General features: G+C 60.9%; 25 protein-coding genes and 2 rRNA genes. 18 read left to right on the top strand and 9 right to left on the bottom strand.

The window, feature by feature from the left end; genetic code table 11:
- From E8K79_RS20720 to E8K79_RS20705, 4 genes are all read left to right on the top strand, one after another.
- Window positions 1-193, top strand: a 23S ribosomal RNA gene (locus E8K79_RS20720); the annotation flags it as partial.
- 123 nt (window positions 194-316) lie between these two features.
- Window positions 317-433, top strand: a 5S ribosomal RNA gene (gene rrf / locus E8K79_RS20715).
- A gap of 212 nt (window positions 434-645) precedes the next feature.
- Window positions 646-1,002 (top strand): hypothetical protein, encoded by a 357-nt coding sequence (locus E8K79_RS20710; protein WP_136516416.1) that lies wholly within the window; start codon window positions 646-648, stop codon window positions 1,000-1,002.
- Between the two features lie 16 nt (window positions 1,003-1,018).
- The gene (locus E8K79_RS20705; RefSeq protein WP_136516415.1) at window positions 1,019-1,906 is read left to right on the top strand and encodes a L,D-transpeptidase family protein; all 888 of its coding nucleotides are present in this window, start codon (window positions 1,019-1,021) and stop codon (window positions 1,904-1,906) included.
- 61 nt (window positions 1,907-1,967) lie between these two features.
- On the opposite strand, the gene E8K79_RS20700 is transcribed toward E8K79_RS20705, so the two are convergent.
- Entirely contained in the window at window positions 1,968-2,282 is a 315-nt protein-coding gene (locus E8K79_RS20700; protein WP_136516414.1) for a cytochrome C, read from the bottom strand.
- Between the two features lie 720 nt (window positions 2,283-3,002).
- On the opposite strand from E8K79_RS20700, the gene E8K79_RS20690 reads away from it, so the two are divergent.
- Window positions 3,003-3,461, top strand: a complete 459-nt coding sequence (locus E8K79_RS20690) for a response regulator (RefSeq protein WP_136516417.1) — start codon at window positions 3,003-3,005, stop codon at window positions 3,459-3,461.
- The gene (locus E8K79_RS20685; protein WP_136516412.1) at window positions 3,458-5,002 is read left to right on the top strand and encodes a SpoIIE family protein phosphatase; all 1,545 of its coding nucleotides are present in this window, start codon (window positions 3,458-3,460) and stop codon (window positions 5,000-5,002) included. The genes E8K79_RS20690 and E8K79_RS20685 overlap by 4 nt, the downstream gene beginning before the upstream one ends.
- A gap of 35 nt (window positions 5,003-5,037) precedes the next feature.
- Here E8K79_RS20685 and E8K79_RS20680 read toward each other — a convergent pair whose 3' ends face one another.
- Entirely contained in the window at window positions 5,038-5,454 is a 417-nt protein-coding gene (locus E8K79_RS20680) for a secondary thiamine-phosphate synthase enzyme YjbQ (protein WP_136516411.1), read from the bottom strand.
- Window positions 5,396-6,304 carry a D-alanyl-D-alanine carboxypeptidase family protein gene (locus E8K79_RS20675; RefSeq protein ID WP_136516410.1) on the bottom strand — a complete coding sequence of 303 codons (909 nt, stop codon included), beginning with the start codon at window positions 6,302-6,304 and terminating at the stop codon, window positions 5,396-5,398. Before E8K79_RS20675 ends, E8K79_RS20680 begins: the two co-directional genes overlap by 59 nt.
- 143 nt (window positions 6,305-6,447) lie before the next feature.
- Here E8K79_RS20675 and mutL point away from each other — a divergent pair, with 143 nt between their 5' ends.
- The 4 genes from mutL to E8K79_RS20655 all read left to right on the top strand — a co-directional run bounded on the left by mutL (window position 6,448) and on the right by E8K79_RS20655 (window position 11,118).
- Window positions 6,448-8,385, top strand: coding sequence for a DNA mismatch repair endonuclease MutL (gene mutL / locus E8K79_RS20670; protein ID WP_136516409.1), 1,938 nt, complete (start codon window positions 6,448-6,450; stop codon window positions 8,383-8,385).
- Window positions 8,386-8,391: 6 nt separating this feature from the next.
- On the top strand, window positions 8,392-9,315 hold the full coding sequence (miaA, locus tag E8K79_RS20665; protein ID WP_136516408.1) for a tRNA (adenosine(37)-N6)-dimethylallyltransferase MiaA: 924 nt from the start codon (window positions 8,392-8,394) through the stop codon (window positions 9,313-9,315).
- A gap of 12 nt (window positions 9,316-9,327) precedes the next feature.
- Complete coding sequence (gene hfq / locus E8K79_RS20660; protein ID WP_012529414.1) at window positions 9,328-9,552, top strand: RNA chaperone Hfq; 225 nt, start codon at window positions 9,328-9,330, stop codon at window positions 9,550-9,552.
- A gap of 267 nt (window positions 9,553-9,819) precedes the next feature.
- The gene (locus E8K79_RS20655; RefSeq protein WP_136516407.1) at window positions 9,820-11,118 is read left to right on the top strand and encodes a DUF512 domain-containing protein; all 1,299 of its coding nucleotides are present in this window, start codon (window positions 9,820-9,822) and stop codon (window positions 11,116-11,118) included.
- 82 nt (window positions 11,119-11,200) lie between these two features.
- Here E8K79_RS20655 and E8K79_RS20650 read toward each other — a convergent pair whose 3' ends face one another.
- Window positions 11,201-12,295 (bottom strand): AAA family ATPase, encoded by a 1,095-nt coding sequence (locus E8K79_RS20650; RefSeq protein ID WP_135873119.1) that lies wholly within the window; start codon window positions 12,293-12,295, stop codon window positions 11,201-11,203.
- 298 nt (window positions 12,296-12,593) lie between these two features.
- On the opposite strand from E8K79_RS20650, the gene E8K79_RS20645 reads away from it, so the two are divergent.
- From E8K79_RS20645 to E8K79_RS20625, 5 genes are all read left to right on the top strand, one after another.
- On the top strand, window positions 12,594-13,388 hold the full coding sequence (locus E8K79_RS20645) for an amino acid ABC transporter substrate-binding protein (RefSeq protein WP_135873121.1): 795 nt from the start codon (window positions 12,594-12,596) through the stop codon (window positions 13,386-13,388).
- A gap of 63 nt (window positions 13,389-13,451) precedes the next feature.
- Window positions 13,452-14,471 carry an ABC transporter permease subunit gene (locus E8K79_RS20640; protein ID WP_135873123.1) on the top strand — a complete coding sequence of 340 codons (1,020 nt, stop codon included), beginning with the start codon at window positions 13,452-13,454 and terminating at the stop codon, window positions 14,469-14,471.
- Window positions 14,458-15,237, top strand: a complete 780-nt coding sequence (locus E8K79_RS20635) for an amino acid ABC transporter ATP-binding protein (protein WP_136516406.1) — start codon at window positions 14,458-14,460, stop codon at window positions 15,235-15,237. The genes E8K79_RS20640 and E8K79_RS20635 overlap by 14 nt, the downstream gene beginning before the upstream one ends.
- 190 nt (window positions 15,238-15,427) lie before the next feature.
- Window positions 15,428-16,156: a BON domain-containing protein gene (locus E8K79_RS20630; protein ID WP_136516405.1), complete on the top strand. Its 729-nt coding sequence runs from the start codon at window positions 15,428-15,430 to the stop codon at window positions 16,154-16,156.
- The gene (locus tag E8K79_RS20625) at window positions 16,153-16,476 is read left to right on the top strand and encodes a transcriptional regulator (protein ID WP_136516404.1); all 324 of its coding nucleotides are present in this window, start codon (window positions 16,153-16,155) and stop codon (window positions 16,474-16,476) included. Before E8K79_RS20630 ends, E8K79_RS20625 begins: the two co-directional genes overlap by 4 nt.
- Here the strand turns inward: E8K79_RS20625 and E8K79_RS20620 are convergent.
- The 3 genes from E8K79_RS20620 to E8K79_RS21405 form a co-directional block, all read right to left on the bottom strand.
- Window positions 16,473-16,904: an archease gene (locus E8K79_RS20620; protein WP_136516403.1), complete on the bottom strand. Its 432-nt coding sequence runs from the start codon at window positions 16,902-16,904 to the stop codon at window positions 16,473-16,475. The genes E8K79_RS20625 and E8K79_RS20620 overlap by 4 nt on opposite strands.
- 10 nt (window positions 16,905-16,914) lie before the next feature.
- Window positions 16,915-18,375, bottom strand: a complete 1,461-nt coding sequence (locus E8K79_RS20615) for an RtcB family protein (protein WP_136516402.1) — start codon at window positions 18,373-18,375, stop codon at window positions 16,915-16,917.
- Window positions 18,376-18,490: 115 nt separating this feature from the next.
- Window positions 18,491-18,667, bottom strand: a complete 177-nt coding sequence (locus E8K79_RS21405) for a GSU3473 family protein (RefSeq protein WP_198419859.1) — start codon at window positions 18,665-18,667, stop codon at window positions 18,491-18,493.
- Window positions 18,668-18,915: 248 nt separating this feature from the next.
- Between E8K79_RS21405 and rpsA the strand changes: the two genes are divergently transcribed.
- Both rpsA and E8K79_RS20605 read left to right on the top strand, forming a co-directional pair.
- A complete protein-coding gene (gene rpsA / locus E8K79_RS20610; RefSeq protein WP_136516401.1) occupies window positions 18,916-20,118 on the top strand; it encodes a 30S ribosomal protein S1 in 1,203 nt (400 codons plus the stop codon).
- Window positions 20,119-20,121: 3 nt separating this feature from the next.
- The gene (locus tag E8K79_RS20605) at window positions 20,122-20,349 is read left to right on the top strand and encodes a DUF3820 family protein (protein WP_136516400.1); all 228 of its coding nucleotides are present in this window, start codon (window positions 20,122-20,124) and stop codon (window positions 20,347-20,349) included.
- An 87-nt stretch (window positions 20,350-20,436) separates the two neighbouring features.
- On the opposite strand, the gene E8K79_RS20600 is transcribed toward E8K79_RS20605, so the two are convergent.
- Window positions 20,437-20,931 carry a BCAM0308 family protein gene (locus tag E8K79_RS20600; RefSeq protein ID WP_136516399.1) on the bottom strand — a complete coding sequence of 165 codons (495 nt, stop codon included), beginning with the start codon at window positions 20,929-20,931 and terminating at the stop codon, window positions 20,437-20,439.
- Window positions 20,932-21,681: 750 nt separating this feature from the next.
- Between E8K79_RS20600 and E8K79_RS20595 the strand changes: the two genes are divergently transcribed.
- Complete coding sequence (locus E8K79_RS20595) at window positions 21,682-22,347, top strand: protein-L-isoaspartate(D-aspartate) O-methyltransferase (RefSeq protein ID WP_136516398.1); 666 nt, start codon at window positions 21,682-21,684, stop codon at window positions 22,345-22,347.
- Here the strand turns inward: E8K79_RS20595 and E8K79_RS20590 are convergent.
- On the bottom strand, window positions 22,344-23,255 hold the full coding sequence (locus E8K79_RS20590; protein WP_136516397.1) for an RluA family pseudouridine synthase: 912 nt from the start codon (window positions 23,253-23,255) through the stop codon (window positions 22,344-22,346). The two genes, E8K79_RS20595 and E8K79_RS20590, sit on opposite strands and share 4 nt — an antisense overlap.
- Window positions 23,256-23,371: the final 116 nt, after the last annotated feature.

Here is a 23,371-nt window from a genome sequence, read left to right as displayed (position 1 = left end):
CAGTCGCTGGGTAGCTATGTACGGAAAGGATAACCGCTGAAAGCATCTAAGCGGGAAGCCTCCTTCAAGATTAGGTATCCCTGGGAGCAATCCCCTAAAGGCCCGTTGTAGACCACAACGTTGATAGGCCGGGTGTGTAAGTGCAGTAACGCATTCAGCTTACCGGTACTAATCGGCCGTGAGGCTTGACCATAAAAAATTCTTAGAGAGGGGGGTGGTTCTCCACCCCCCGATCATAAACTGCCAAAAACCTACAGACACGAACATGCAATTGTGAGAAACATACTGCGAAGGCGCAAGCCCAAGCCAAGAGTTTCTCTGTGGCAATGCCGAGAGGGCCACACCCGTTCCCATCCCGAACACGGAAGTTAAGCCTCTCTGGGCCGATGGTACTGCATTGGTAACGATGTGGGAGAGTAGGTCGCCGCAGGGAATTTAATAGAGAAGCCCCACTGGATATCCGGTGGGGCTTTTCGCTTTCCTGCCTTCTACCAAGCTGTCATGGCGGATCCGCCCTGGCGGCCCTCTTACCCCCTGCCGTCTCCCTCTCCCGCAGAACAAAGCGCTTCCTCCTGTACCGTGTCGTTGCATTCCGTCGGCCCCCGGCTAAAATGTGGGCTGGTCAATTCTTGGGGGAGGTGTCTCATGGGAAACTTATGGCTCGTAATCCCGTTGGCGGTGCTCCTGGCTGGCTGCGCCAGCAAAGGCTATGTTGAAAGACAGATCGATCCCGTGTCGTGCCGGGTGGACGTCCTCGAGTCGAAAATGGGGGCAGCGGAGACGAAGAGTGCCTCTGACGAGCAGCGCCTCAACGCGCTGGAAACGAGGCTTGCCACCATCGAGGGGCAGGTAAGTCAGGCACAGCTCGCCAACAAAGCAATGCTGGACGAGGCTACCGCCAAGGCAGCCGACAGCGCCCAGAGGGCCGAATCTGCCGCATCTTCGGCAGCACAGTCGGCGGAACGGGCGCAAAAGATCTTTGAGCTAGGGCAGAAGAAGTAGCCTGCACGGCACTCCGATGCTTCGTCCCCTCGCGAGGTTGATTACTTCCCTTGGTCTTGTAGCCCTTGCAACTACAGCGGCGCAAGCGCCGGTTGATGCCGTCTACTATGACGGCTACCTCGGGAAAGTCTTCCAGTATCGGGTGCGCGAAGGCGAGTCGCTTTTGGAGATTGGTCGCCGCTTTGACCTCGGCTTCAACGAAGTAACCGCCGCCAATGCAGGCGTCGACCCCTACATGCCTTTTCCCGGCACTTTAGTTACCATCCCGACAGCGTGGATTCCGCCCGAGTTGTCTCCCCGCCCCTCGATCGTGGTCAATCTGGCGGAACTCCGGTTGTACTTTTTCCCGAAGGACCCTGCCGACCCACTCCTTTCCTTCCCGATCGGTATCGGAGATGAGGGGACCGACACACCGCTTGGCCTTTATACGGTGGAACGGAAGTCACTCAACCCTTCATGGCACGTACCTGCCTCCATACTGCAACAAAGACAAGATCTCCCGCCCGTTGTCCCTCCCGGCCCGGAGAACCCTCTGGGAACCCGAGCCCTGCATCTCGCAGGTAACGACATCCTGATTCATGGCACAAACCGCCCCTGGGGGATAGGCAGACGTTCGAGCCACGGATGCATCAGACTCTATCCGGAAGATATCGTGCGGCTGTTCGAATGCGTGGGGAGAGGGACGCAGGTGCTTATCGTGAACCGCCCCGTCAAGGTTGGCCTGAGAAAGGGCAAGGTCTTCCTGGAGGTGCACGGGGAAGGGAATTACCAAGCAGAGCCCGGCGAGGTCCTGCACCAGATGGCGCGGCTTGATTTGCTGGCTAAGATTGACATCGGCCTGGTGGTCAGGGCGGTTTCCGAGAAGAGGGGATATCCGGTTGAGGTGACCTCGATCCGACGATGATCAAGGTATGGTCTTTCCGACGGAGGCGGCATCCCTCCATCGGAAAGGTTCGTTGTAGAAGTCACTTCTTTGGTTTCAGCGGGCTTTGCTTGTAAAAAATCCCGAGGACGCTCTGCTCGTCAGCGGTGAGCTTCACCCCTTTGAGTTCCATTCTGTGTTGGATCTTTTGCATGTCCTTGCCTGCGGCAATGGCGCTCTCGATGCGCTCTGCGGTATGGCATGAGATGCATTTCTTGTCTATTACCAGGTGCGCTTCCTTGAACGTACCGCCAGTCACGGCGCCCAGGTCCTTACCTGACGAGGGGAATTGTGCGGCAAGTACCGTCCCGGCGTAAATGAGTGTCGCAGCAGCTCCCAATGCAATCACATGTCTCATTGCAACTCCTTTGTCACGGGTGTTTTGAAACTGATATGACTCAACATATATCAGGTTTTCCGCGAATTGCTCAGTCTGCTTCCCATTTACTTGTTCTTGACAGCAAATGTGAGAGGTCTATTATCCAAAAAACGCCGCTCGTTAGCAACTGCTCACCGGTGGTAGTAAGGATTAGGTGACAGCGCTGGCCTGAGACCATAATTCTCTTTCTAGGAGGCAGTTATGGCAGTGCAAGCAGCAACTACTGTAAGGATGTTCGGAGCCCTGCATGGTATCAGAAGGGATCGCGGGTTACCTTCGGTGATCGATGTGGACATCCCGGCGGATGGTTGTCCTGCCAGCGCGATAGCGGAGGCGCTGGAGTTGCCACTGAACCGGATTGACGGAGTGTTTATAAATCATAGGGTGTATTCCCTGGATCACTTGGTTCTCCCGGGGGATCGCGTAGCCTTCATTCCTGTCGGGGTGCCTGGCGGATCCGGGTTATTCAGCAGGCCTGCCTGTCGCTGATCATTCCCTCACCACTATTTCTGCAGAGCGCTTTAGGACGCCTCGTTTTATCGGTTGTCTTTAAGGCGGGGCGCACAACCTTTCCTGAAATGAACTCGTCTCGGCTTGGTGTATCGCTTTGAAGACGTGGTAAAATCTGTCTGTTCACGGGTCAGCCTATCCGGCCGATGCTCCTAATCATCTGACATGACAGACACGGAGATGCGGGAAATGGTAAAACTAAAGCGCATTCTGTTGGTGGAGGATAACGCAAACGATGCCGAACTCACGTTGGAGGCGTTGGCAGAGCACAACCTCGCCAATGGAGTCGATGTTGTCAGGGACGGTGCCGAAGCTCTGGATTACCTCTACCAGAGGGGGAAATACTCAGAGTATGAGCCTGGCAACCTGGCCGTTATCCTTCTGGATCTGAAACTCCCCAAAGTCGACGGCCTTGAGGTGTTGAGCTCCATTAAGGCTGACGAGAAGCTGAAATTCATCCCGGTGGTAGTTCTCACCTCTTCACGCGAAGAACGAGATGTGGTTGAGAGCTATCGGCTCGGCGTCAACGCCTACGTCGTCAAGCCGGTGAACTTTTCCGAGTTCATCACGGCCGTCAAGGAAATCGGTGCCTTCTGGGCCATCGTCAATGAACCGCCCCCGATGTCTTCCCGAGGTTTGAATAAATGACGCAGCGTCTGCGCATACTACATCTTGAAGACGACCCGATGGATGCTGAGCTGGTTTTGATGGCGCTCAGCGCAGAGGGGATGGATTGTGAAGTCGAGGTAGTATCTCGGCGTGAGGAGTTCCAGAACGCCCTGGAGCGGGGCGGGATGGATCTCATCCTCGCCGACTTCGCCCTCCCGGCCTTTGACGGTATGACTGCCCTCGCCATGGTGCGGACCAAGCTTCCCGACCTCCCCTTTGTCTTCGTTTCGGGGAAGCTGGGCGAGGAAGCGGCGATCGAGTCCCTCAAAAGCGGTGCGACGGACTACGTGCTGAAAAGCCGGCTGTCTCGACTGGTTCCCGCGGTGCAGCGCGCGCTCACCGAGGCGAAGGAGCGGGCGAGGCAGCGGGAGACCGAGCGGGAACTCGAGGTGGCCCACGCTGAGATTGAGAAAAGGGCCGAGGACTATCGGAACCTCTTCAACAGCATCCGGGACGTGATCGTGGTGTCCGATCACCACCGGACCATACTGCATGTGAACCAGCCAGCCCTGCGCGAGATCTTCGGATACGAATCTGAAGAGGTAATCGGCAAGAGCAGCAGGATTCTCTACGCAGACAAGCGTGACTACGAAAGCACCGGTAAAGAGGTGTTCGATGTACGGACCCCGGTCAAAGGCGCGCTGTCGGAACTCCACTTTCGCAGAAAGAACGGGGAGGTGTTCATCGGCGAACTCTTCGCTATGAAGCGCCTGGACCGCTTCGGCAAGGTAACCGGCAACATATCCATTTTCAGAGACACAAGCGAACGCAAGAAAGCGGAGGCAGACCTCCGCGAGAGCGAGTTGCGCCGCATGCAACTGCAGATGGAACTCGTATATGCGGCCGAGATACAGGCGAAGCTTTTACCACGTTGCTACCCGCAGATCCCGCACTTCGAGATGGCTGCCCGATGCCTACCGGCCAAGCAGGTTGGCGGGGACTTCTACGACTGGCAGCAGGTGTCGCCGGCGCTGTTCAACCTGACCCTGGGAGACGTGATGGGAAAGGGGATGGCGGCGGCCATGCTCATGGCGACCGTTCGGGCGGCGCTGCACGCGGTCACCCTGTACAACCAGCCCGCCCAGGCCGTGCATCTTGCCGAGAAGGCGCTCAACGAGGACCTGGAAAATTCAGAGAGCTTCGTGACCCTCTTTCACGCACAGCTCGACTCCGGCACGAGGACCCTCTCCTTTGTCGACTGCGGCCACGGCTACGTTTTTCTCCGGCGCGCGAACGGGAAGGTGGAGACACTGTTGCCGCGGGGGCTTCCGCTCGGCGTGAAAGGGGAGGAGATCTACCAGGAAGGCAGGATTCGCTTCGGGAGGGGGGACGTCATGGTCCTTTACAGCGACGGCCTGGTGGATGCGAAGCCGCAACTGGAACTGACCCACGAACTGATCGCCCGGCAACTGGCCGGCAAGGAGAGCGCCCTAGAGATGGTGGACAGCCTGATCGCCCTGACCGACAAGCCGGACCCGCAGCCGGACGACATAACCGTACTAGTGCTGCGAGGGCTGTAAGCCCCCGCGCCGGGTGCCGACCGCCTCGACCTCTCCTACTCGCCAATGATCTTTATCAGCGCGCGCTTTCTCCGCATGCCGTCGAACTCCCCGTAAAAAACCTGCTCCCAGGGGCCTAGATCCAGCTTCCCGCCCGTCACCGCAACGACAACCTCGCGACCCATGATCGTCCTCTTCAGATGAGCATCGCCGTTATCCTCGCCCACGTTGTGCCGGTAGCGGCTGTGCGGCTTTTCCGGGGCGAGCTCTTCCAGCCATTGCTCGAAGTCCTGGTGTAGCCCGCTTTCGTCGTCGTTTATAAAGACGCTGGCGGTGATGTGCATGGCGTTGCAAAGCAGCAGCCCTTCCCTGATGCCGCTTTCGGCGAGAGCCGCCTCCAAATCGCGGGTGATGTTAACGAACCCCCGTCTGCTCTTGATCTGGAACCACAGTTCCTTCCGGTGGTGCTTCATCTGAACTCCTTGTTTGTACGGTCTCCGCCCGCTTGGTAGCGCGTTGCGGTGAGCCGGCGGCGAAGGCTGCGTCAAGCAGGGCCGGGGCCGCCTTCCAGCGGTTGGGTGAATGCATGATGACCAGGAGCACCTTGCGGTCCTCGCGCTCGGCGATCGCCACGAGGCACTGTCCGGCGTTGGGTGTGGTGCCCGTCTTCACGCCGACGGTGCCGGGATAGCGTCCGATCAGCCTGTTCTTGTTTCTGAAGTAGAAGCTCCGCCTGCCGTCGACGGTCGAGATGCGCATGCTTTGCCGGGCGACAAGTCTCGCGAAATAGGGTAGCCGCATACCCGCCTCGGCGAGGCTGGCGAGGTCGTGGGCGCTCGAGTAGAGCCCGGCGCTGTCGTGGCCGCAGGCGTTACTGAAGCGGGTGTTTTCGAGGCCGAGTGCCCGGGCGCGGGCGTTCATCTGTAACACGAAAGTTTTCTGATTACCACAGGCGTGATCGGCGAGGGCCCGGCATGCGTCGTTGGCCGAGGCGATAAGGGTAGCGGCAAGCAGGTCACGCACCCTGAACTTCTGCCCACTGCGCAGACCTATCCTGCTCCCGGTTTCGCGTGATGCCGCACGGGAAACGGTGACCACGTCGTCCAGGTCGCAGCGCTCCATTACGACGAGGGCGGTCATCATCTTGGTGAGGCTTGCCGGCGCGCGCCTTAGAGAGGCGTTACGCTGGCGGTAGATGTGCCCGTCGATCTTCAGCAGATAGGTGAGGGCGGGGTAGCTTGATGCCGCGGCTGCGGGGGGGAAGGGGGCGCAGACTAAAAGGAAAAGGATGAGACCTAGTTTTGTGGATGAGAAAAATTTCATCCTGTACGTTATAGCACCCTTTGCAGGTGCCGCAACGCGCAAGCCGGCGGCTCCGCCTCACGGAGCAATCTTGGATTTACAAACCGTCGCCGGTTAAGGTATCTTGGCTCCCTCGATTAACACGATGGCTGTGAGGGACGACATTGGCTACAAAGATCCGCATTCTTCCTGAAAATCTCACTAACAAGATCGCCGCCGGCGAGGTGGTGGAGCGTCCCGCCTCCGTCGTCAAGGAACTGGTGGAAAACGCGCTCGACGCCGGTTCGAAAGAGGTGACGGTGGAGATCGAGTCCGGTGGCAGGCGGCTCATAAAGGTCACCGATTCGGGCAGCGGCATGTCCCGCGAGGACGCCCTGCTCGCCCTCGAGCGCCACGCCACGAGCAAAATCGCCAGCGACGACGACCTCTTTTCCCTGACCACCCTTGGTTTCCGCGGCGAGGCGCTGCCGTCGGTCGCCTCGGTGTCGCGTCTCACCATCGCCACCCGCACCGCGGAAACCCTGGAAGGAGCGGAGATCTACGTCGAAGGGGGGCGCATCAAGGAGGTCAAGGAGTGCGGCATGGCCTCGGGAACGGTGATCGAGGTGCGCAACCTCTTCTTCAACACGCCGGCGCGCCTTAAGTTCATGAAGAGCGCGGAGACTGAGGGGGGGCACGTGGGCGAGCTTTTGACGCGACTGGCCATCTCCCGCCCGGACGTCCGCTTCACCTACAAAAACGACGGCAAAGTCGTCTTCCGCGCTCTGGACGCCGACCTTAAGGAGCGGGTGGCGACGCTGCTCGGCCGCTCCATCGCTTCCTTCCTCTACCCCGTCTCGTACGAGGACGGGGGCGTGAAGGTAAGCGGACTGGTGGCGGCGCCCGAGTGCAGCCGCAGCGCGGCAAGCCATCTCTACACCTACATAAATGGCCGCTTCATCAAGGACAAGGTGGTACAGCACGCCGTTCTCCAGGCCTACCGCAACTTCATGGAGCGCGGACGCTATCCGGTGGTTGCGGTCTTCATCGATATCCCTCCCGGCGAGGTCGACGTCAACGTGCACCCGACCAAGCACGAGGTGAGGTTCAGACAGCAGGGGCGTGTGCACGACGCGATCCAGTTCGCCGTGGAAAGCGTCCTGAAACAGACGCCGTGGCTGAAACGTCCTGCCGCGCCGGACGCTGCGCGCCCGGCGGAGACGCAGTCCGCGGCGACGACTACGGCGACGAGGCCGCTCTGGACGCAGGCGGCGCCTCCCGCCCAGGCTGCCCCGCCGAAGCAGGAGCGTTTCGAAATACCCGCGGCGGCACCTGCTCCGGAGCAATCGGCGCCGTCGGTGAGCGAGGCCAAGGTAGCGGAGATTCGCGAACTGCTCACCGGGTACCAGGCGAAGCCTCAGCCCGCCCTGCGGCAGCAGTTACACTTCCCTTCCCAGTCGGAAAAGCCGCAGCCTGCACCCGAGCCCCCGGTCGTGCCGCAGCCGATCAAGGATGAGGAGGCGGAAGGCGGCGCGCCCGGGTATTTCTCCTCCCTTGCCGTGATCGGCCAGTTCAACGCCTCTTACATCCTGTGCCAGCGGGGTACCGACCTGGTGCTCATCGACCAGCATGCGGCCCACGAGCGCGTCGCCTTCGAGAGACTGAAGGGGGAGTTTTCCGGGCGGGCGGTCGACAGCCAGGGGCTTCTCTTCCCGGAGACGCTGGAACTCTCCTTCAAGGAGTCTGCGGTACTCATGGAACATCTGGAGGAGTTGCGCCGACTCGGCTTCTCCTTCGAAGAGTTCGGTGGCAACACGTGGCTTTTAAACGCCGTGCCGCAGCTCTTGGCCGGGAGTGACTACCTGCGTACCGTGCGCGACATCCTGGAGGAACTTGCGAGCCTGAGTCGCAGCCGCACTTTCACCGACGTGCAGGAGGATCTGCTGGCGCGTATCGCCTGCCACAGCGTGGTGCGCGGGCGGCGCTCCTTGAGCGCCCAGGAGATTGCCGCTCTCTTCAAGCAGATGGATGAGACCGACTTTTCCAGCAACTGCCCGCACGGCAGGCCGGTCATGCAGACGCTCACCCTCTCTGAGGTCGAGAAGATGTTCAAGAGGGTGTAGCGGGGCATGACGGAGACGGCGAAAAAGAAAATCAAGCTCCTTGTGATCGGCGGCCCGACCGGTTCCGGGAAGAGCGATCTGGCCCTTCGGCTCGCGGAGGAGATCGGCGCCGAGATCGTCAACGCCGACTCGATGCAGGTCTACCGGGGCATGGACATCGGCACAGCGAAGCCTAGCCCCGAGGAACTCGCCCGCGTGCCGCACCACCTGATCGACATCGTGTCGCCGGACCAGGACTTCACCGCGTCGGAGTTTCGGTGTGCCGCCACCGCCGCCATCGAGGACATCGACCGGCGCGGCAAGAAGGCGATCGTCGTGGGGGGGACCGGTCTTTACCTGCGTGCCCTCTTGGAGGGGCTGCTGGACTCCCCGACCGGCGACCCGGAGCTGCGCCGTCAGTTCGACGATGTCCCTGGGGAGGAACTGCACCGTCGCCTGCTGCTCGCAGACCCGGAGACCGCGGCCCGGCTGCACCCAAACGACCGGGTCCGCCTGATCCGCGCCCTCGAGGTCTACCTCCAGACCGGTCGCCCCATCTCGGCGTTTCGTGCCGAGCACGGCTTTTCCGGCTCTTACTTCGATGCCTTCAAGGCGGCCATATCAGTGGAGCGCCAGGAGCTGTACCGCCGCCTCGAGCTCAGGGTGGAGCGGATGATAACCGCCGGGCTCGTGGACGAGGTGAAAGGTCTCCTCGCCTCAGGGTACCGCCGCGACATGAAGGCCATGCGCTCTATCGGCTACAAGGAGATTTCCGCCCATCTGGATGGAGAAATTACGCTGGATGAAGCAGTTACGCTGATAAAGAGGGACACGAGGCGTTACGCTAAGCGGCAGATGACATGGTTTGCCAGGGAAAATGAAATTTATTGGCTTGAATATCCTACAGGTTTTGCTAGTATCCTTGGTCATGTGATTGAATTTTTTGGGTAAAGGAGCGGAATCATGCCGAAAACGCCTTTTAACATTCAGGACCAGTACCTCAACCAGTCCCGCAAGGAGCGTGTAAAGGTCCTGGTGCAGCTCATGTCCGGCGAAAAGCTGGAAGGGCATATCAAATCCTTCGACAATTTCTCCGTGTTGATGGAAGTGCACGGTGATATTCTCATCTACAAGCATGCGATCTGCAGCATCACCTCGGTAGACGGTGTATTCCGTCTGCACCAGTAGTTCAATAACCAGGGAAAAGCCACAGCAGAACCATGCGGTGCGGACCGAGATCCATCGGTGCGTCCCTTCTGGTTCACCGAAGTCCTATCCCCAGCCGGCCCGTGAGGGCCGGTTCGTTTTTTATCTGTTGCCAAAAACCTCCTTCTCCTCCTATCATTAAGCCTGCATGCGCGCCGCCTGCTCCGCCATGCGCCGAGAGAGCGGCAGTTTTCGCAGCCGGAAATACCTGCGTCTGCTGCAAGGCATGCACATCACAGGAGGAACCCCATGTCAGGGCTTACCATAGACCGGATCACACCGGGAAGCATAGCGGATGAGCTGGAGCTCCAGCCCGGTGACCGGCTCGTTGCGGTGAACGGTCACCAACTGCGCGATGTCATCGACTACAACTTTTACGCCGCGGATGACGAGCTCGAGCTGCAAGTTGAGAAGGCAGACGGGGAGCTTTGGGAACTCGAGGTCGAACGCGAAGAGGGGGAGCCGTTGGGGCTTTCCTTTCAGGCGCCCGCTCCGGCGCGCTGCGGCAACAACTGCGTGTTCTGCTTCGTGCACCAGCTTCCCCGCGGGTTGCGCGGCCCTCTCTACGTGAAGGATGAGGATTACCGGCTCTCCTTTCTTTACGGCAACTACGTCACCATGGCGAACATCGGGCGGGCCGAGCTGGAGCGGATCAAGGAGCAGCGCCTTTCGCCGCTCTACATCTCGGTGCATGCGACGGAACCGGCGCTGCGGGAGAAGCTCCTCGGCAAGAGCGGCATTCTTTCCATCCTCGACGTGATCCGCGAGCTCGCCGAGGCGCGCATCACCATGCACACCCAGGTGGTACTCTGCCCCGGTTGGAACGATGGCGACGTCTTCGCGAAGACCGTCGAGGACTTAGCGGCGCTGCACCCGTGGGTGTCGTCGCTTGCCGTCGTTCCGGTCGGTCTCACCGAGCACCGCCATAATCTTCCACCCTTGGCGCCGGTCACCAAGGAGTTCGCCGCCGCCTTTGTGGGGGAGTGGTTCCCGCAGTCGCAGCTCCTCGAGGAGCGCCTTGGTGCGCCGTTTCTCTTTCTGGCAGATGAATTCTATATAAAGGGGGAGGTTCCTTTCCCGGACGTGGCGAGCTACGGCGACCTGCCGCAGTTGGAGAACGGCGTCGGGATGATACCGCTTTTCCTCTCCGAGGCCGATCAGGTGCTGCAGGAGGCCGAAAAGCTGAAGTCGGGACGCTTCACCGTGGTGACCGGCGAGTCCCCGTACCGCTTCCTCGCGGAGTTCCTGGAGCGCCTCTCCGGTGCCACGGGGGTCGCCATGCATCCGGTACCGGTACGAAACCGGCTCTTTGGCCCCACCGTCACCGTGACGGGTCTTGTGTGCGGCGCCGACTTGGTGGCTGCCCTGCAGGGAGTGGATCTTGGCGACGCGGTACTCGTGCCGGACGTGATGCTAAAGGAGGGGGAAGGGGTCTTCCTGGACGACCTTAGTCTGCATGACGTTGAGCAGCAGCTGGGTGCCCCGGTCCAGGTTGTGGAGTCGACCCCCTACGGGATCTACGACGCACTGGTGGAGCGGCTCGGGTAGGTAACGAGAGGCTGTGGCAGGATAATAAAAAAGCCGGAGGGGATCCATTCCCTTCCGGCTTTTCTCTTTTGGACTTCTTTTCCTAGCGGCTCATCGCGTCGATCGCCTCAAAGTCGAAGACGCTTTCGGCGGTGGACTGGATCAGGCTGATCTTCTCCACGTCGTCCGCGGTCATCTTCGAGACGTGCTCGGTCAGGGTGAGGAAGGCGTCGGCCGTGTTCTGCGAGGTGCGCAGGTACGGGATGTTGCTGTCATCCAGGATCTTCTGGGTGATGGCGGATACCGGCGCCGAGCCAGGGATGACCATCCCCGCCAGCTTGTGCCGGTAGGCCGGGATGTTGTACAGCGCCGACGCGGTGACGATGAGCTCGTCGCGCGAACTGGTGGTGATGAGGAGCGTCGAGTCCTGCAGAGTGTCGATGACACGCTGCGACGAGGCGGCGCCCAACTGGATGTGGTTGATGATCCGGTTCTTCCCGTCCTGATCCCCCTGCAGTGGCAGTTTCAGAAGCTTGGAAAGGTCGAGGAGGGTCGGATTCGCCAGGGTGCGGGAGTAGTCGAAGGCACCGGCGACACGCTGCTGGCGGCTTTCGAAGAAGGTCCGCAGGAACCCGAGCGTCTCTTCGCGCTTGGCGGAGAGAAGCTTGTTCACGAGGACCAGCTTCACGTCGGCACCCTGCTGCTGGAACAGGGAAAGGTTCAACTGCACCGAGTCGATGACGCAGCCGATGCCGCCCGCGGCGACCATGATCACCGGCGCATCGAGCGTCCTCGCCACCTGGGCGTTGTTGATGCCGACCACCGAGCCCACGCCGCCGTGTCCGGACCCCTCGATGATGAGGAAGTCGTTCTTCGCCTCGAGCTCGCGGCACGCCTTCTTGATCGCCTCAAGCGGTGCTTCGGGCGCGATCTCGCCGGAGAGGTACTTCTTCGTGTACCCCTTGCCGACGACGACCGGCGACATGAGCTTGCGGTCGGCCTCCAGGCCGTACACGGCGGCGATCAATGCGGCGTCCATGTCCATCTCGACACCGTCCAGCACGAATACCTTCGGGCCGATCGGCTTGATGAAGCCTACGCGGGCGTACTTCTTTTTCGCGAGGTGCAGCAGCGAAAGACTGATGGTCGTCTTCCCTACATGCTGTCCTGTCGCGGCTATGAAAATCTTCTTGCACATCTGGTTGTAGCCTCTTTGCAGCCCTTTCGGACGTAGTTCAGCTATTCACCCGGATTATACTGGTTTAGAAAAACGGGGGCAACATGGTATACGGTACCGCCGCGACTCTCTTCGCAACCCTGCAGCCTCCTTTCTTCTGTCTGGCCCGGAGCGCCTCCACACACTCCAGCTTCCCGTTATCTTCTTGACGGTTTAACGAGATTCTGCAATAATCCGCCGGTCCAAACGCCTGTTTGTTTACATCAAAATTTTCTAAGCTTCACCATCACCGACTACAGCAAAGAAAAGGAGCGTAAACGTGAAAAAGATCTGGGTTATCCTGTCGTCTCTGCTCGTCCTTGCCTGCGCCGTCTCGGCCTTCGCCGGCGACGGGTCCTTCAAAAGGGTGAAAAGCGCCGGTGCCATGACCATCGGGCTCGATGACGCGTTCCCCCCCATGGGCTACCGTAACGACAAGGGGCAGTTGGTAGGCTTCGACATCGATGCCGCCGAGGAAGTGGGCAAGCGTCTGGGCATCAAGATCAACTGGCAGCCGACCGCATGGGACGGCGTCATCCACGCTCTCAACTCCAAGAAGTTCGACTGCATCTGGAACGGCATGACCATCACCGATGAGCGCAAGAAAGAGGTCGCCTTCACCAAGCCGTACAAGATGGACGGCCAGGTAGCCGTGGTCCGCTTCGCCGACAAGAAGCACAAGAAACTTGCCGACCTGAAGGGCGCCAAGGTGGGCGTTCAGAAAGGTTCCTCCGCCGTCGAGGCGGTCAAGAAGCTTCCCGCTGCCGCAGGCGAAGTGCGCGAGTACGAGGACAACCCGAAAGCGCTGCTCGATCTCGAGTCCGACCGTCTTGACACCGTCATCATCGACGACGCAACCGGCCGCGACTTCATCGCCAAGCGCCCGGGCAAGTTCCGCATCCTGCCGGGCAACATCACCAAGGAGCCGTTTGGCGTCGCCTTCCGCAAGGAAGATGTCGAGCTGCGCGAAGCCGTTCAGAAGACCCTCGACAAGATGGTCAAGGACGGCACCATGGCGAAGATCTCCAAGAAGTGGTTCGGTGAGGACATCACCAACCCCAAGAAGTGGAAATAGTTAACCGTTTTCCCCTCCCCCTCGCGGGGAGGGGAAGAGTCACAAGTCCAGTCAGGTGTGCCGATGAAATTCTTTAACGGCAGGATTGCCAAAAGGTCGATCCTGCTTTTTTCATGCGTGCTGCTCTTCGCAGCCTCCATCTGTTTTGCCAAGGATTACGACCAGCTTTTCACCGAAGCCAATGACGCGATGGCTCAGGGTGACCTCCCCGCCGCCATCTCCATCCTGAAAAAGGTGGAGTTCGAGAAGGGGGACGATAGCGGTGCCTTCGTCAGGAGCAGGATGCAGATCGCGCGCCTGCAGTTCGCCCTGAAGGACATGAACGCCGCCAGCGCCGCCGCCAAGGAGGTGCTAGCCGTATACCCCGACAACAGCGAGGCGCTCAATTTCATGGCCTCGGTGCAACAGGAGCAAAAGCCTAGGTACAAGGTGTTCATCGAGGACTGCCTCCGCTTCCTGCCGCAGCTGTTGAAGGGCGCCGTGATGACGATCACCCTGGTGGTCTGCATCATCCTGATCTCTCCCGTCGGCGGGCTCCTCATCGCGCTCGGGCGCATCAGCACCTTCAAGCCGGTCTCCGGTCTTTGCTGGTTCTTCATCTGGCTCTTCCGCGGCACGCCGCTTCTTCTGCAGCTCTTCTTCATCTACTACGGCCTTCCATCCCTCGGCATCACCTTCAAGCCGTTCACCGCAGCCATCCTGGGCCTCGGGCTCAACTACTCGGCGTACCTGGGCGAGATTATCCGCGGCGGCATCCAGAGCATCGAGCACGGGCAGATGGAGGCCGCTAAGGCGATCGGCATGACTTACTGGCAGGCGATGCGCCGGGTGATCATCCCGCAGACCTACAAGCGACTCATGCCCCCCATCGGCAACGAGTTCATCGCGCTCATCAAGGACACCGCCCTCGTCTCCACCATCGCCATGGTCGAGCTGATGCGCTCCGCGGACCAGATGTTCAACGCCTACTTCAACGTGACCGCGTTGATCCTTGCGGCGCTCATCTACCTGCTCTTCACCACCATTTTCACCTTCATCTTCGAAAAGATCGAGATTCGGGCCGGCATCTATGAAAACCGCTAACCAACCGTTGTTAAGCCTCAAGGGGATCACCAAGCAGTTCGGCTCGCTCACCGCTGTGAACGGCGTCGACCTGGACGTCTGCCCGGGGGAGATCGTGGTCATCATCGGCCCCTCCGGTTCCGGAAAATCGACCCTTTTGCGCTCGATCAACTTCCTGGAGGAGATCGAGGAGGGGACCATCCTCTTCGAGGGGCAAGAGATCGGTTACGTGACCAGCAAGCACGGGCGCCGTCACCTGGACGCGCCGCACAAGATATGCGCGCTGCGCTCCGAGATTGGCATGGTGTTCCAGCACTTCAACCTCTTCCCGCACATGACCGTCCTCGGCAACGTAATGGAAGGTCCGCTCACCGTGCAGAAGAAGAGCCCGCAGGAGGCGCGCGAGATCGCGATCGACATGCTGGCGAAGGTCGGCCTCTCCGACAAGCGCGACGTCTACCCGGCGACCCTCTCGGGGGGGCAGAAACAGCGCGTCGCGATCGCCCGGGCGCTTGCCATGCGTCCGAAGCTCATGCTCTTCGACGAGCCGACCTCCGCGCTCGACCCGGAGCTGATCGGCGAGGTGTTCGATACCATCCGCGACCTCGGCAAGGAAGGGATGACCATGATCATCGTCACGCACCAGATGGGGTTCGCGAAGGAGATGGCGGACCGGGTCATCTTCATGGAGAAGGGCTCCTTCGTCGCCCAGGGGACCCCAGAAGACTTCTTCGCCAACCAGATGGAACACGACCGCATCAAATCCTTCCTGAACCGCATCCTCTAAAAAGCCGGCGGCAGCGACCCTGCCGCCGTTTTCCGCCTATCCGCACTCCACTCCTTTTGTTCGACAACCCCCTGCCGCGTGCTACAATCTTCCCGTTGTCGCCTGGCCTATTATTAATGCACCGAAGCAGTGCGTCACATGGGGACCTGGCTCCGTGCTCTTTCACGGGCAGCCGGGAAAGGGGGAGAACATGATTAGAGCGGAAGAGGTTGTCGGAACCATCCGTGCCGCCTTGGAGAGGGAAGCACGGGTGAACCTGCACGGGCACCCCATCGAGCTTGCTTTCGCCGACGGCGTGGTCACCATCTCGGGCGAGGTCGGGGGGATCGCCGCGAAGAAGCTCGCCCTCGAGATCGCCGCACGTCCCGCGCCGGTCACCGGCATCGTGGACCGGCTGCGCGTCGAGCCCTCCGAGCCGATGGAGGACGGTGCCATTAGGGACCACGTCTGCAACGCGCTTTCCAGCGAGCCGGCCTTCATGCAGTACGCCGTCCAGGCGGTGGTGAAGCAGGAACTGGAGGAGGTGCGCGGCACCGCGCAAAGAGGGCTCGAGCGTGTGATCGAGGTTGAGGTCACTGACGGTGTCGTCGTCCTGAACGGCAGGGCCGAGAGCGTGTCGCACAAGCGTCTCGCCGGCGTGCTCGCCTGGTGGGTTCCCGGCAGCAGGGACGTGGTGAACGGGATCGAGGTCTGGTCCGACACCGAGGCAAACGACGAGGAGCTGGTCGACCTGATCAGGATCGTCCTGGAGAAGGATCCTCTGGTGAACGCCTCGCAGATCACGGCGCGCAGCACGGAAGGGGTCGTTACCCTCGAGGGAGCCGTGCCGACGCCGAACAACAGGAGGGCCGCCGAGTCGGACGTCTGGTACGTGCTCGGCGTGAACGAGGTGGTGAACCACCTCGTGGTAACCGGGTGAAGGAGCGACCGAAGCAGCCCTTCGTCCCGGCGCGGCGTCACGAGACCCTCCGCCGGGAGCTGGTTGTGCTGCTACGGGGGGAGACGCTCACCGCGAAGGAGCTCTCTGGCATGGTGGGGATATCCGAGAAGGAGGTGCTGGAGCACCTCGAGCATATAAAAACCGCACTCCATGGCAAGCTGGTGGTAACCCCGTCCCGCTGCCTGGAGTGCGGTTTTTACTTTCAGAAAAGGGAGCGTGTGAAAAAGCCGGGGCGCTGCCCGGTCTGTCGCAGCGAACGTATCGTGGACCCCGCCTTTACCGTTGAGGCATGCGTTTAGACGTCCAGCACCACCGTCGCCCGCCACCCCTTAGCCACCTGTTCCAGCTTGTAGCGGAGCATGGTGACCGCCTTCACGTCCGTGTTCATCTGGTGACGAACGACGTCGATCTCTTCACCGGACAGCCTCGCCCGCAACACGAAACCGCCGTCCTCGGGGGCCACGCTCACCTCGGTGGGAAGCAGCAGCAGTCGCCTCGCGTCCTTGTAGAAGATAAGCTCGTTCAAAAAGTCGAAGAGGAGCATCTCCTCGTTTTCTTCTTCCAGTTTCACCTCGAGCGTCTGCGCCGGACGCACCTCGCTCAGGTTCTCCACCATGACCTGCATGGTCGCCCGCCCCGCCTCTTGGAAGAGTTCCTCCAGGGTCGGCGCCCAGGCGTCGAAGGCTACGTCGGCGTGCGCTATGTCCCCGCGGTATGCAAACGGCATATCCCCTCCGCTACCCCTTGATGTTCCCGATCGGCACGAGACGCGCGACGCGCTTACTGAGCCCGGCCAGCTCGGTCGCTGCCACCACCTCGTCGATGTTCTTGTAGGCGGGGCCAGCTTCCTCGGCGAGCCCGCCGAAGGAGTCGGTACGGACGTAGATGCCGCGCTGTTCCATGTCGCGCTGCAACTTGTCCCCCCGAAAGCTCTTCTTCGCCTCGTGCCGGCTCATGGTCCTGCCGCTGCCGTGCGCCGTGGTGAAAAAGGCGTCCGCGCCGCTGGACATGCCTGCGAGGAGGTAGGAGCCGGTCTCCATGCTCCCTCCGATGATCACCGGCTGCCCGGTCTTCTCGTAGCATTCCGGCAGTCCTTCCCCTCCCGGAGGCCAGGCGCGCGTCGAGCCCTTGCGGTGCACCAGGAACTCCTTTTGTGTACCGTGCACGGCGTGCCGTTCGAGCTTCGCCGTGTTGTGCGCCACGTCGTAGACCATGCGCAGGCCGAGCTCGTCCGGAGAGGCGTGAAAGACGTCCGAGAAGACCTCCCTGATCCGGTGCAGGATCACCTGGCGGTTGGCAAATGCCATGTTGACCGCGCACTTCATGGCGCTGAAGTAGGCCTGTCCCTCCGGAGAATGGAAGGGGGCGCAGGCGAGCTCCCGGTCGACGATTTTTATGCCGTACTTTCTTTCCATGACGGGGAGAAAGAGCTTCAGGTAATCGGTTGCGACCTGGTGGCCGAACCCCCGGCTGCCGCAGTGGAACATGATCACGACCTGGTTCGGGACGGCGGTGAGCCCGAAGGCGTCGGCGAGCTTACGGTCCATGATGTTTTCCGGGCGCACCACCTGGATCTCGCAGTAGTGGTTGCCGCTCCCCAGGGTGCCGAGCTGGTGGTAACCGCGCTCGATCGCCTTCTCGCTTATGTGCGATGGGTCAGCACCGGCAAAGCATCCCCCCTCCTCGGTCATCTCCAGGTCCTGCTCCGTCGCGAAGCCGTTTTTAAGGCACCAGCGCGACCCCTGCTGCACCACGGTGCGGAAGTCGTCTTGCTTCAGTTTCACGAACCCCTGGCATCCCACGCCGGTTGGGATGCGGGCGAAGAGGCGGTCGACCAGTTGGTGGAGCTTCGGTTGGACTTCTTCGGCGGTGAGAGTGGTGAGTACGAGACGCATGCCGCAGTTGATGTCGAAGCCGATCCCCCCAGGGGAGATCACCCCCGAACCTGGATCCATTGCGGCGACCCCGCCGATGGGGAAACCGTAGCCCCAGTGCCCGTCGGGCATGCAAAAGGCGTAGCGTTGGATGCCGGGGAGGGTGGCTACGTTGCTCACCTGCTCGAAGACGCCGGCGTCCATCTCGTTGATGAGTTTCTCGCTGGCCACGATCCTTGCGGGGACGAGCATCCCCGTCTTGTAGCTCACCGGGAGCTCCCAGATCGTGTCGGAAATGCGCTTGAGCGCGGCTGGTACGTTCATGGTTCCTCCGTCTTATGCTCGGCTGACGCTGCACCCTGGAGATGTTACCACACCTGTTCGGGGTTGCCGGGCATGAGGAGGCGCGCTGGGGGAGGGGAGACGGCGGGCTTTCGTCTCAGGCCGAGCCGGATGCAAAAGAGTGAAGAGGCGGTGCGGCAGGCGCCGTTTCCTGTTTCACCCAGTGTTCCGACCTGTCATAGCCCAGGATGCAGCCGGTCTCCAGCAGGTGTTCGAGGTAGTAATCGTTGATTACGTCGTAGGTGAAATCGTCGTAACAGACAAGCACGCCCATTGGTCTCTCCTTCATCCGTGACAGCGGCTGTTTTTTATTCCTATCGGAGCAGGGACGTTAAGGCTTTAACTTCTTTTCATGGCGGCCTCTTTCTTTCCGCTCCCCCTGGTTTCCATCCCCTTACTCTGTCAGCCGAAGCGGAGCGCCAGAAAGATCTTTCAAAGCAGCTCAAGTAGTTGACAAGGGTACGGGGTCCCCTGTATGCTCCTTTGGTGCTAAAGCGCAACAAAACGTTCAGAGGTATTTAAATGGATATCGATCACAGGGAAGAGATGGAAAACGAAGAGGAGAGCTTTGCCGATCTGTTCGAGCGGAGCCAGAAGGACGCCGGCCGGCTTGAGCCGGGTGCCAAGGTCGAGGCGACCGTACTGCAAATCGCCAAGGACTGGGTCTTTCTGGATACCGGCCGCAAAGGCGAAGGGATCCTCGACATCAAGGAAGTCCTCGACGCTGACGGCAATGTGACCGTCAAGGTTGGCGACAAGGTCACCGCCTGGTTCCTCTCTTCGCGCAACAACGAGATGCGTTTCACCACCAAGGTTGGCGCGGGGAGCGGTCAGGCTGCCGGCAACGCGCAGCTCGAGGAAGCTTTCGCGGCCGGCATCCCGGTCGAGGGCGTGGTGGAGAAGGAAGTGAAGGGTGGTTTCGAGGTGAAGGTGGCAGGCTCGCGTGCCTTCTGTCCGTTCTCCCAGATCGCCCTGAGAAGGGTCGAGGACACCGCGGCGCTTCTCGGCAAGCACATGTCGTTTAAGATCATGGAATACTCCGAGAAGGGGCGCAACATCGTGCTGTCGCACCGTGCCCTCCTCGAGGAGGAGCAGCAGGCGCAGAAAGAGGCGCTCAAGGAAACCCTCAAGGTCGGCGACCGCGTGAAGGGGACCGTGACCTCGCTGCGCGACTTCGGCGCTTTCGTTTCCATCGGCGCGGTGGAGGGGCTTCTGCCCGTCTCCGAGGTTGCCTGGGCGCGCGTGAATCACGTAAGTGACGTGCTCTCCGTCGGACAGGAAGTTGAGGTAGTGATCAAGGGGATCGACTGGGACAAGAACCGTATCTCCTTCTCCCTGAAAGACACCCTGGCCGACCCTTGGGAAGAGGCGGCGGGCGCATTCCCGGAAGGTTCCTACCAAAACGGCAAGGTAGCAAGGCTCACCCCGTTCGGCGCCTTCGTTACCCTGGCGGCCGGCGTGGACGGTCTCATCCACATCTCCAAGCTCGGCGCCGGCAAGCGGATCCAGCACCCCCGCGAGGTCCTTGCCGAAGGGCAGGAGGTCGAGGTGAAGGTCGAGTCGGTGGACCGCGAGGCGAAGAAAATTTCCCTGTCGCTTGCTTCCGTGAGCCGCGCTCAGGAAGAGCAGACCGCCAGCATGGACGCCTACAAGAAGACCGTTTCCGAGGCCCCCAAAGGGATGGGGACCCTGGGCGACCTGCTCAAGGCGAAGCTGAAGGGTTAGCCCGTGGAGGAGCTCTTCCCTGATACGGACCGGCTGCTGCAGTTGGCCCGCACCAGGATGCCCTACGGGAAGTACGCCGGCGTGCTGCTCGTGGACCTTCCCGAGCCTTATCTCGTATGGATGAGGCAGAAGGGATTCCCCGGAGGGGATCTCGGGGCGATGCTCGCATGCATGTACGAGGTGAAGGCAAATGGCCTCGAGTACCTGTTCGAGCCGCTGCGACGCGGGTAGCAAGTCTCATCCATCAGCAATTTACCCACGAAAAAAGCCCCCCTCGCCTGGCGAGGGGGGCTTTTTCTTTCCCAGCGGCGCGCCTTCCTAGCGCGTCCAGTCGACCCGGACCATACGCTGGTCGTGGCTCCATTTGTAGTGAAGCTCGCCGCGCTGCGACTTGTACAGTTCTCGCCCGATCTTCTGCGCCAGCTTGTCCTCGGTCGTGGTCACCACGATACCACCGTTCTCCTCCCTGATCTCCATGATGCGCCCGAGCGGGTTCTTTTCCCGGTGCTTCACCTCCTGCTGCTTCACGGTGCTCAAGATCTCCTCACGGTGCTGCGCGAGGTACGGGCCGGAGAGCGTCACCACGCCGGCGGGGTCTTCTCCGACGATGCGCCGGCAGGCGGGGCAGAGGACGTCGCCCTTTTGTGCAGCGACGCTTCCCGCCACGATCTGCCAGCGTTTGTTGTGGTAGACGATGCCGCAACCCTTGCACACGGTTCCGTCCGGCAGCCCGCGCTTGGGCAGGTAAGGCTCAGGACTGCGGGCGGTCATTTGTCCCTTTTCCTCCATGGTTATTCTGGCTCCGCGTGGCATGGCAACCTCCATCCTTTTAGATTCGCCATAATTAGCGCGCACCCATTATAGCACCCGCTTGCACCGCTGCATGGTGGAGGTCCGGTTTGCGGCACGAAAAAGGCCCGGTGCTTGATGCACCGGGCCTTAAAAAATGTAACTGGCGCCACTTTATGAGATCCTTTACCCCTATCCGTCGGTGGAAGGCGGGTACCGGGGGCGGATAACGCGCTCCGGTGGGACCGTGTTGCCCGTTACTCCGGGTTCCTTCCCCTTTTTGAAGCGGTTTTTACGCGCATGGCGGATGAGATTATTTTAGGCCAATCGGCTTGATCTCCGTAAGCGCCAGTTACTAGCTCCAAAGTGCCGTAAAGGTTTATGTGAGACCACGCTCTTTTGTGAAGCATCCCCCTGGAAAACGCTTTAGGTAATTCCGTAGAAGCATCGGGAACTGCACACCACGTCTGAAACCTGGGAAATCATAAGTGTGGAATAATCAGGGTACCTCACGCCACCTCTACCTGTACTCCAGAGCTTTTTTCAAAGAGCCTTTCGATCTGATTTAAGTGTACGCCTGCCCCATATAGGAGTCAACAGGATGTGTGTGAGGCCTGTTGGTATGGATGTTGGTTGTTTTTAATGCCTTTGCCGCGCTAGCTGTTAGTTGGCTGTGCGTTGTCACCGGTTGCCAAGTCCAGTCGCAGGTCGTCCGGAAACGTCAGGTTGAGACGGTCGATCCCTATGGTAACATTGCGCCTTCGGGAGGGTGCCATGACCAGCGACCTCAAGAGAGAACTGATGGCGAGGAAAGAGCGGATGCTGACCGACCACCTGGCGGGACGCGGCATCAGGAACGCCGCCGTGCTTAAGGCGATGCGCGAGGTCCCGCGCGAATCATTTTTGCCGCCGGAGATGGAGTTTCTCGCCTACGAGGACGGCCCGCTGCCGATCCAGGAGGGACAGACCATCTCCCAGCCGTACATCGTCGCCTACATGATCGAGGCCCTGGAGCTCGGTGGGGCCGAAAGGGTGCTGGAGATCGGTACCGGCTCGGGCTATGCCGCCGCCGTGCTGAGCCTCTGCGCCGCCGATGTGTTCACCGTGGAGCGCCTTCCCTACCTTGCGCGTAGCGCGGAGGAACGGCTTCGTGAACTGGGGTACCGCAACGTGAAGGTGCACCTGGGAGACGGGACGCTGGGATGGCCGGAGCACGCCCCTTACGATAGCATCGTGGTGACCGCCGGGGCGCCCGAGGTGCCCGATGCGCTGCTGGAGCAGCTCGCACCGGGGGGGAGACTCGTGATACCGGTGGGGTACAGCCCGCACCTGCAGGAGCTCGTGCGTGTGCGCCGCCTCGCGGGGGGAGAGCTCCGCTACGAGGAGCTCTGCGGTGTCCGCTTCGTTCCCCTCATCGGGGCTAAAGGGTGGGGCGACTAGGAAAGGGTTGCTGCCTCGGCCGCGGGAATTTCCCCGAGCGCTGCCAGCAGGGCCTCCTCCCCCATGGAGCCGAAACGGGAGGCGAGGCGCAGTAACTGCTCGGGAAGCGGCGCCGGGACGTCGATCTCTTCCCCGGTGGCCGGGTGCATGAGTGTTGTGCGGAAGGAGTGGAGCGCATGGCCGGCGAAGCCGGTGAGGCTCCTGCCGCCGTAGCGCTTGTCACCGAGGATCGGGTGCCCGATCATCCTGAAGTGCTGTCTTATCTGGTGCATCCTGCCGGTCAGCGGATAGACCGCCAGCAGGGCGACCCCGCCCCCCTGCAGGAGTCTCACGTAACTCGTCTGCGATTCCTTGCCGTCCAGGGCGGCATCGATGGTCCCCTGCTTCTGCAGCTTCCCCTCCACCACCGCAAGATACAGCTTTCCGAGCCCTTCCTCCTGGATCATCTTGCCGAACATGCCGGCGGCGACCGCGCTCTTCGCGAGGATGATCGCGCCGGAGGTCCCCTTGTCGAGCCGGTTGACCGGCCTGAGCTTTCCGGAGCCGTCCCGCTTTTGGAGCAGGGCGTCGGCGAGATCGACCAGGGTGATCTCCTCCGGGTCCTCGGTGCGGTGCACGGCGATCCCGGCGGGTTTGTTAAGGCAGAGGATCCAGGTGTCCTCGAAGAGGATGTCGAGCTCCGGGGTGAGGCGGGCGAGAAGCGCGGTCGTCTTCGAGCTCTCCTTGATGGTGATCTGGTCGCCCAGGCGGAGCAGCTCGCCGGGGTCAGCTGGAGCGCCGTTTAGCTTCAGGTGCCCGGAGGCGATGAGCTTCTTGATGTAGGAGGACTGGGCGCTTGGGAGCAGGTTCCGCATGAAGCTGTCCACGCGCCGCAAGTGGTCTTTGGCCGCTATCTGGTAGGTTAACATGGGACGGAGTATACCTTCATGAGGAAGAAGGCGCAAGGGAATCCGGGGGAGGGGGAGGGGCAAAGAAAAAGGGCGCACCCTGGTGGGTGCGCCCTCGATGTTACCGGAAGGCGCGT

Origin of the sequence: Geomonas edaphica (assembly GCF_004917075.1) — a bacterium.
Classification (GTDB): Bacteria; Desulfobacterota; Desulfuromonadia; order Geobacterales; family Geobacteraceae; genus Geomonas; species Geomonas edaphica.
Note: the sequence above shows the minus strand (reverse complement) of the source record. Positions and strands in the feature narration are given on the sequence as shown.

Excerpts from the sequence above, each read along its gene's own strand:
- E8K79_RS20710 (WP_136516416.1), top strand. The coding sequence starts at position 646 with ATGGGAAACTTATGGCTCGTAATCCCGTTGGCGGTGCTCCTGGCTGGC.
- E8K79_RS20705 (WP_136516415.1), top strand. The coding sequence starts at position 1,019 with ATGCTTCGTCCCCTCGCGAGGTTGATTACTTCCCTTGGTCTTGTAGCC.
- E8K79_RS20700 (WP_136516414.1), bottom strand. The coding sequence starts at position 2,282 with ATGAGACATGTGATTGCATTGGGAGCTGCTGCGACACTCATTTACGCC.
- E8K79_RS20690 (WP_136516417.1), top strand. The coding sequence starts at position 3,003 with ATGGTAAAACTAAAGCGCATTCTGTTGGTGGAGGATAACGCAAACGAT.
- E8K79_RS20685 (WP_136516412.1), top strand. The coding sequence starts at position 3,458 with ATGACGCAGCGTCTGCGCATACTACATCTTGAAGACGACCCGATGGAT.
- E8K79_RS20680 (WP_136516411.1), bottom strand. The coding sequence starts at position 5,454 with ATGAAGCACCACCGGAAGGAACTGTGGTTCCAGATCAAGAGCAGACGG.
- E8K79_RS20675 (WP_136516410.1), bottom strand. The coding sequence starts at position 6,304 with ATGAAATTTTTCTCATCCACAAAACTAGGTCTCATCCTTTTCCTTTTA.
- miaA (WP_136516408.1), top strand. The coding sequence starts at position 8,392 with ATGACGGAGACGGCGAAAAAGAAAATCAAGCTCCTTGTGATCGGCGGC.
- hfq (WP_012529414.1), top strand. The coding sequence starts at position 9,328 with ATGCCGAAAACGCCTTTTAACATTCAGGACCAGTACCTCAACCAGTCC.
- E8K79_RS20655 (WP_136516407.1), top strand. The coding sequence starts at position 9,820 with ATGTCAGGGCTTACCATAGACCGGATCACACCGGGAAGCATAGCGGAT.
- E8K79_RS20650 (WP_135873119.1), bottom strand. The coding sequence starts at position 12,295 with ATGTGCAAGAAGATTTTCATAGCCGCGACAGGACAGCATGTAGGGAAG.
- E8K79_RS20640 (WP_135873123.1), top strand. The coding sequence starts at position 13,452 with ATGAAATTCTTTAACGGCAGGATTGCCAAAAGGTCGATCCTGCTTTTT.
- E8K79_RS20635 (WP_136516406.1), top strand. The coding sequence starts at position 14,458 with ATGAAAACCGCTAACCAACCGTTGTTAAGCCTCAAGGGGATCACCAAG.
- E8K79_RS20630 (WP_136516405.1), top strand. The coding sequence starts at position 15,428 with ATGATTAGAGCGGAAGAGGTTGTCGGAACCATCCGTGCCGCCTTGGAG.
- E8K79_RS20620 (WP_136516403.1), bottom strand. The coding sequence starts at position 16,904 with ATGCCGTTTGCATACCGCGGGGACATAGCGCACGCCGACGTAGCCTTC.
- E8K79_RS20615 (WP_136516402.1), bottom strand. The coding sequence starts at position 18,375 with ATGAACGTACCAGCCGCGCTCAAGCGCATTTCCGACACGATCTGGGAG.
- E8K79_RS21405 (WP_198419859.1), bottom strand. The coding sequence starts at position 18,667 with ATGGGCGTGCTTGTCTGTTACGACGATTTCACCTACGACGTAATCAAC.
- rpsA (WP_136516401.1), top strand. The coding sequence starts at position 18,916 with ATGGATATCGATCACAGGGAAGAGATGGAAAACGAAGAGGAGAGCTTT.
- E8K79_RS20600 (WP_136516399.1), bottom strand. The coding sequence starts at position 20,931 with ATGCCACGCGGAGCCAGAATAACCATGGAGGAAAAGGGACAAATGACC.
- E8K79_RS20595 (WP_136516398.1), top strand. The coding sequence starts at position 21,682 with ATGACCAGCGACCTCAAGAGAGAACTGATGGCGAGGAAAGAGCGGATG.
- E8K79_RS20590 (WP_136516397.1), bottom strand. The coding sequence starts at position 23,255 with ATGTTAACCTACCAGATAGCGGCCAAAGACCACTTGCGGCGCGTGGAC.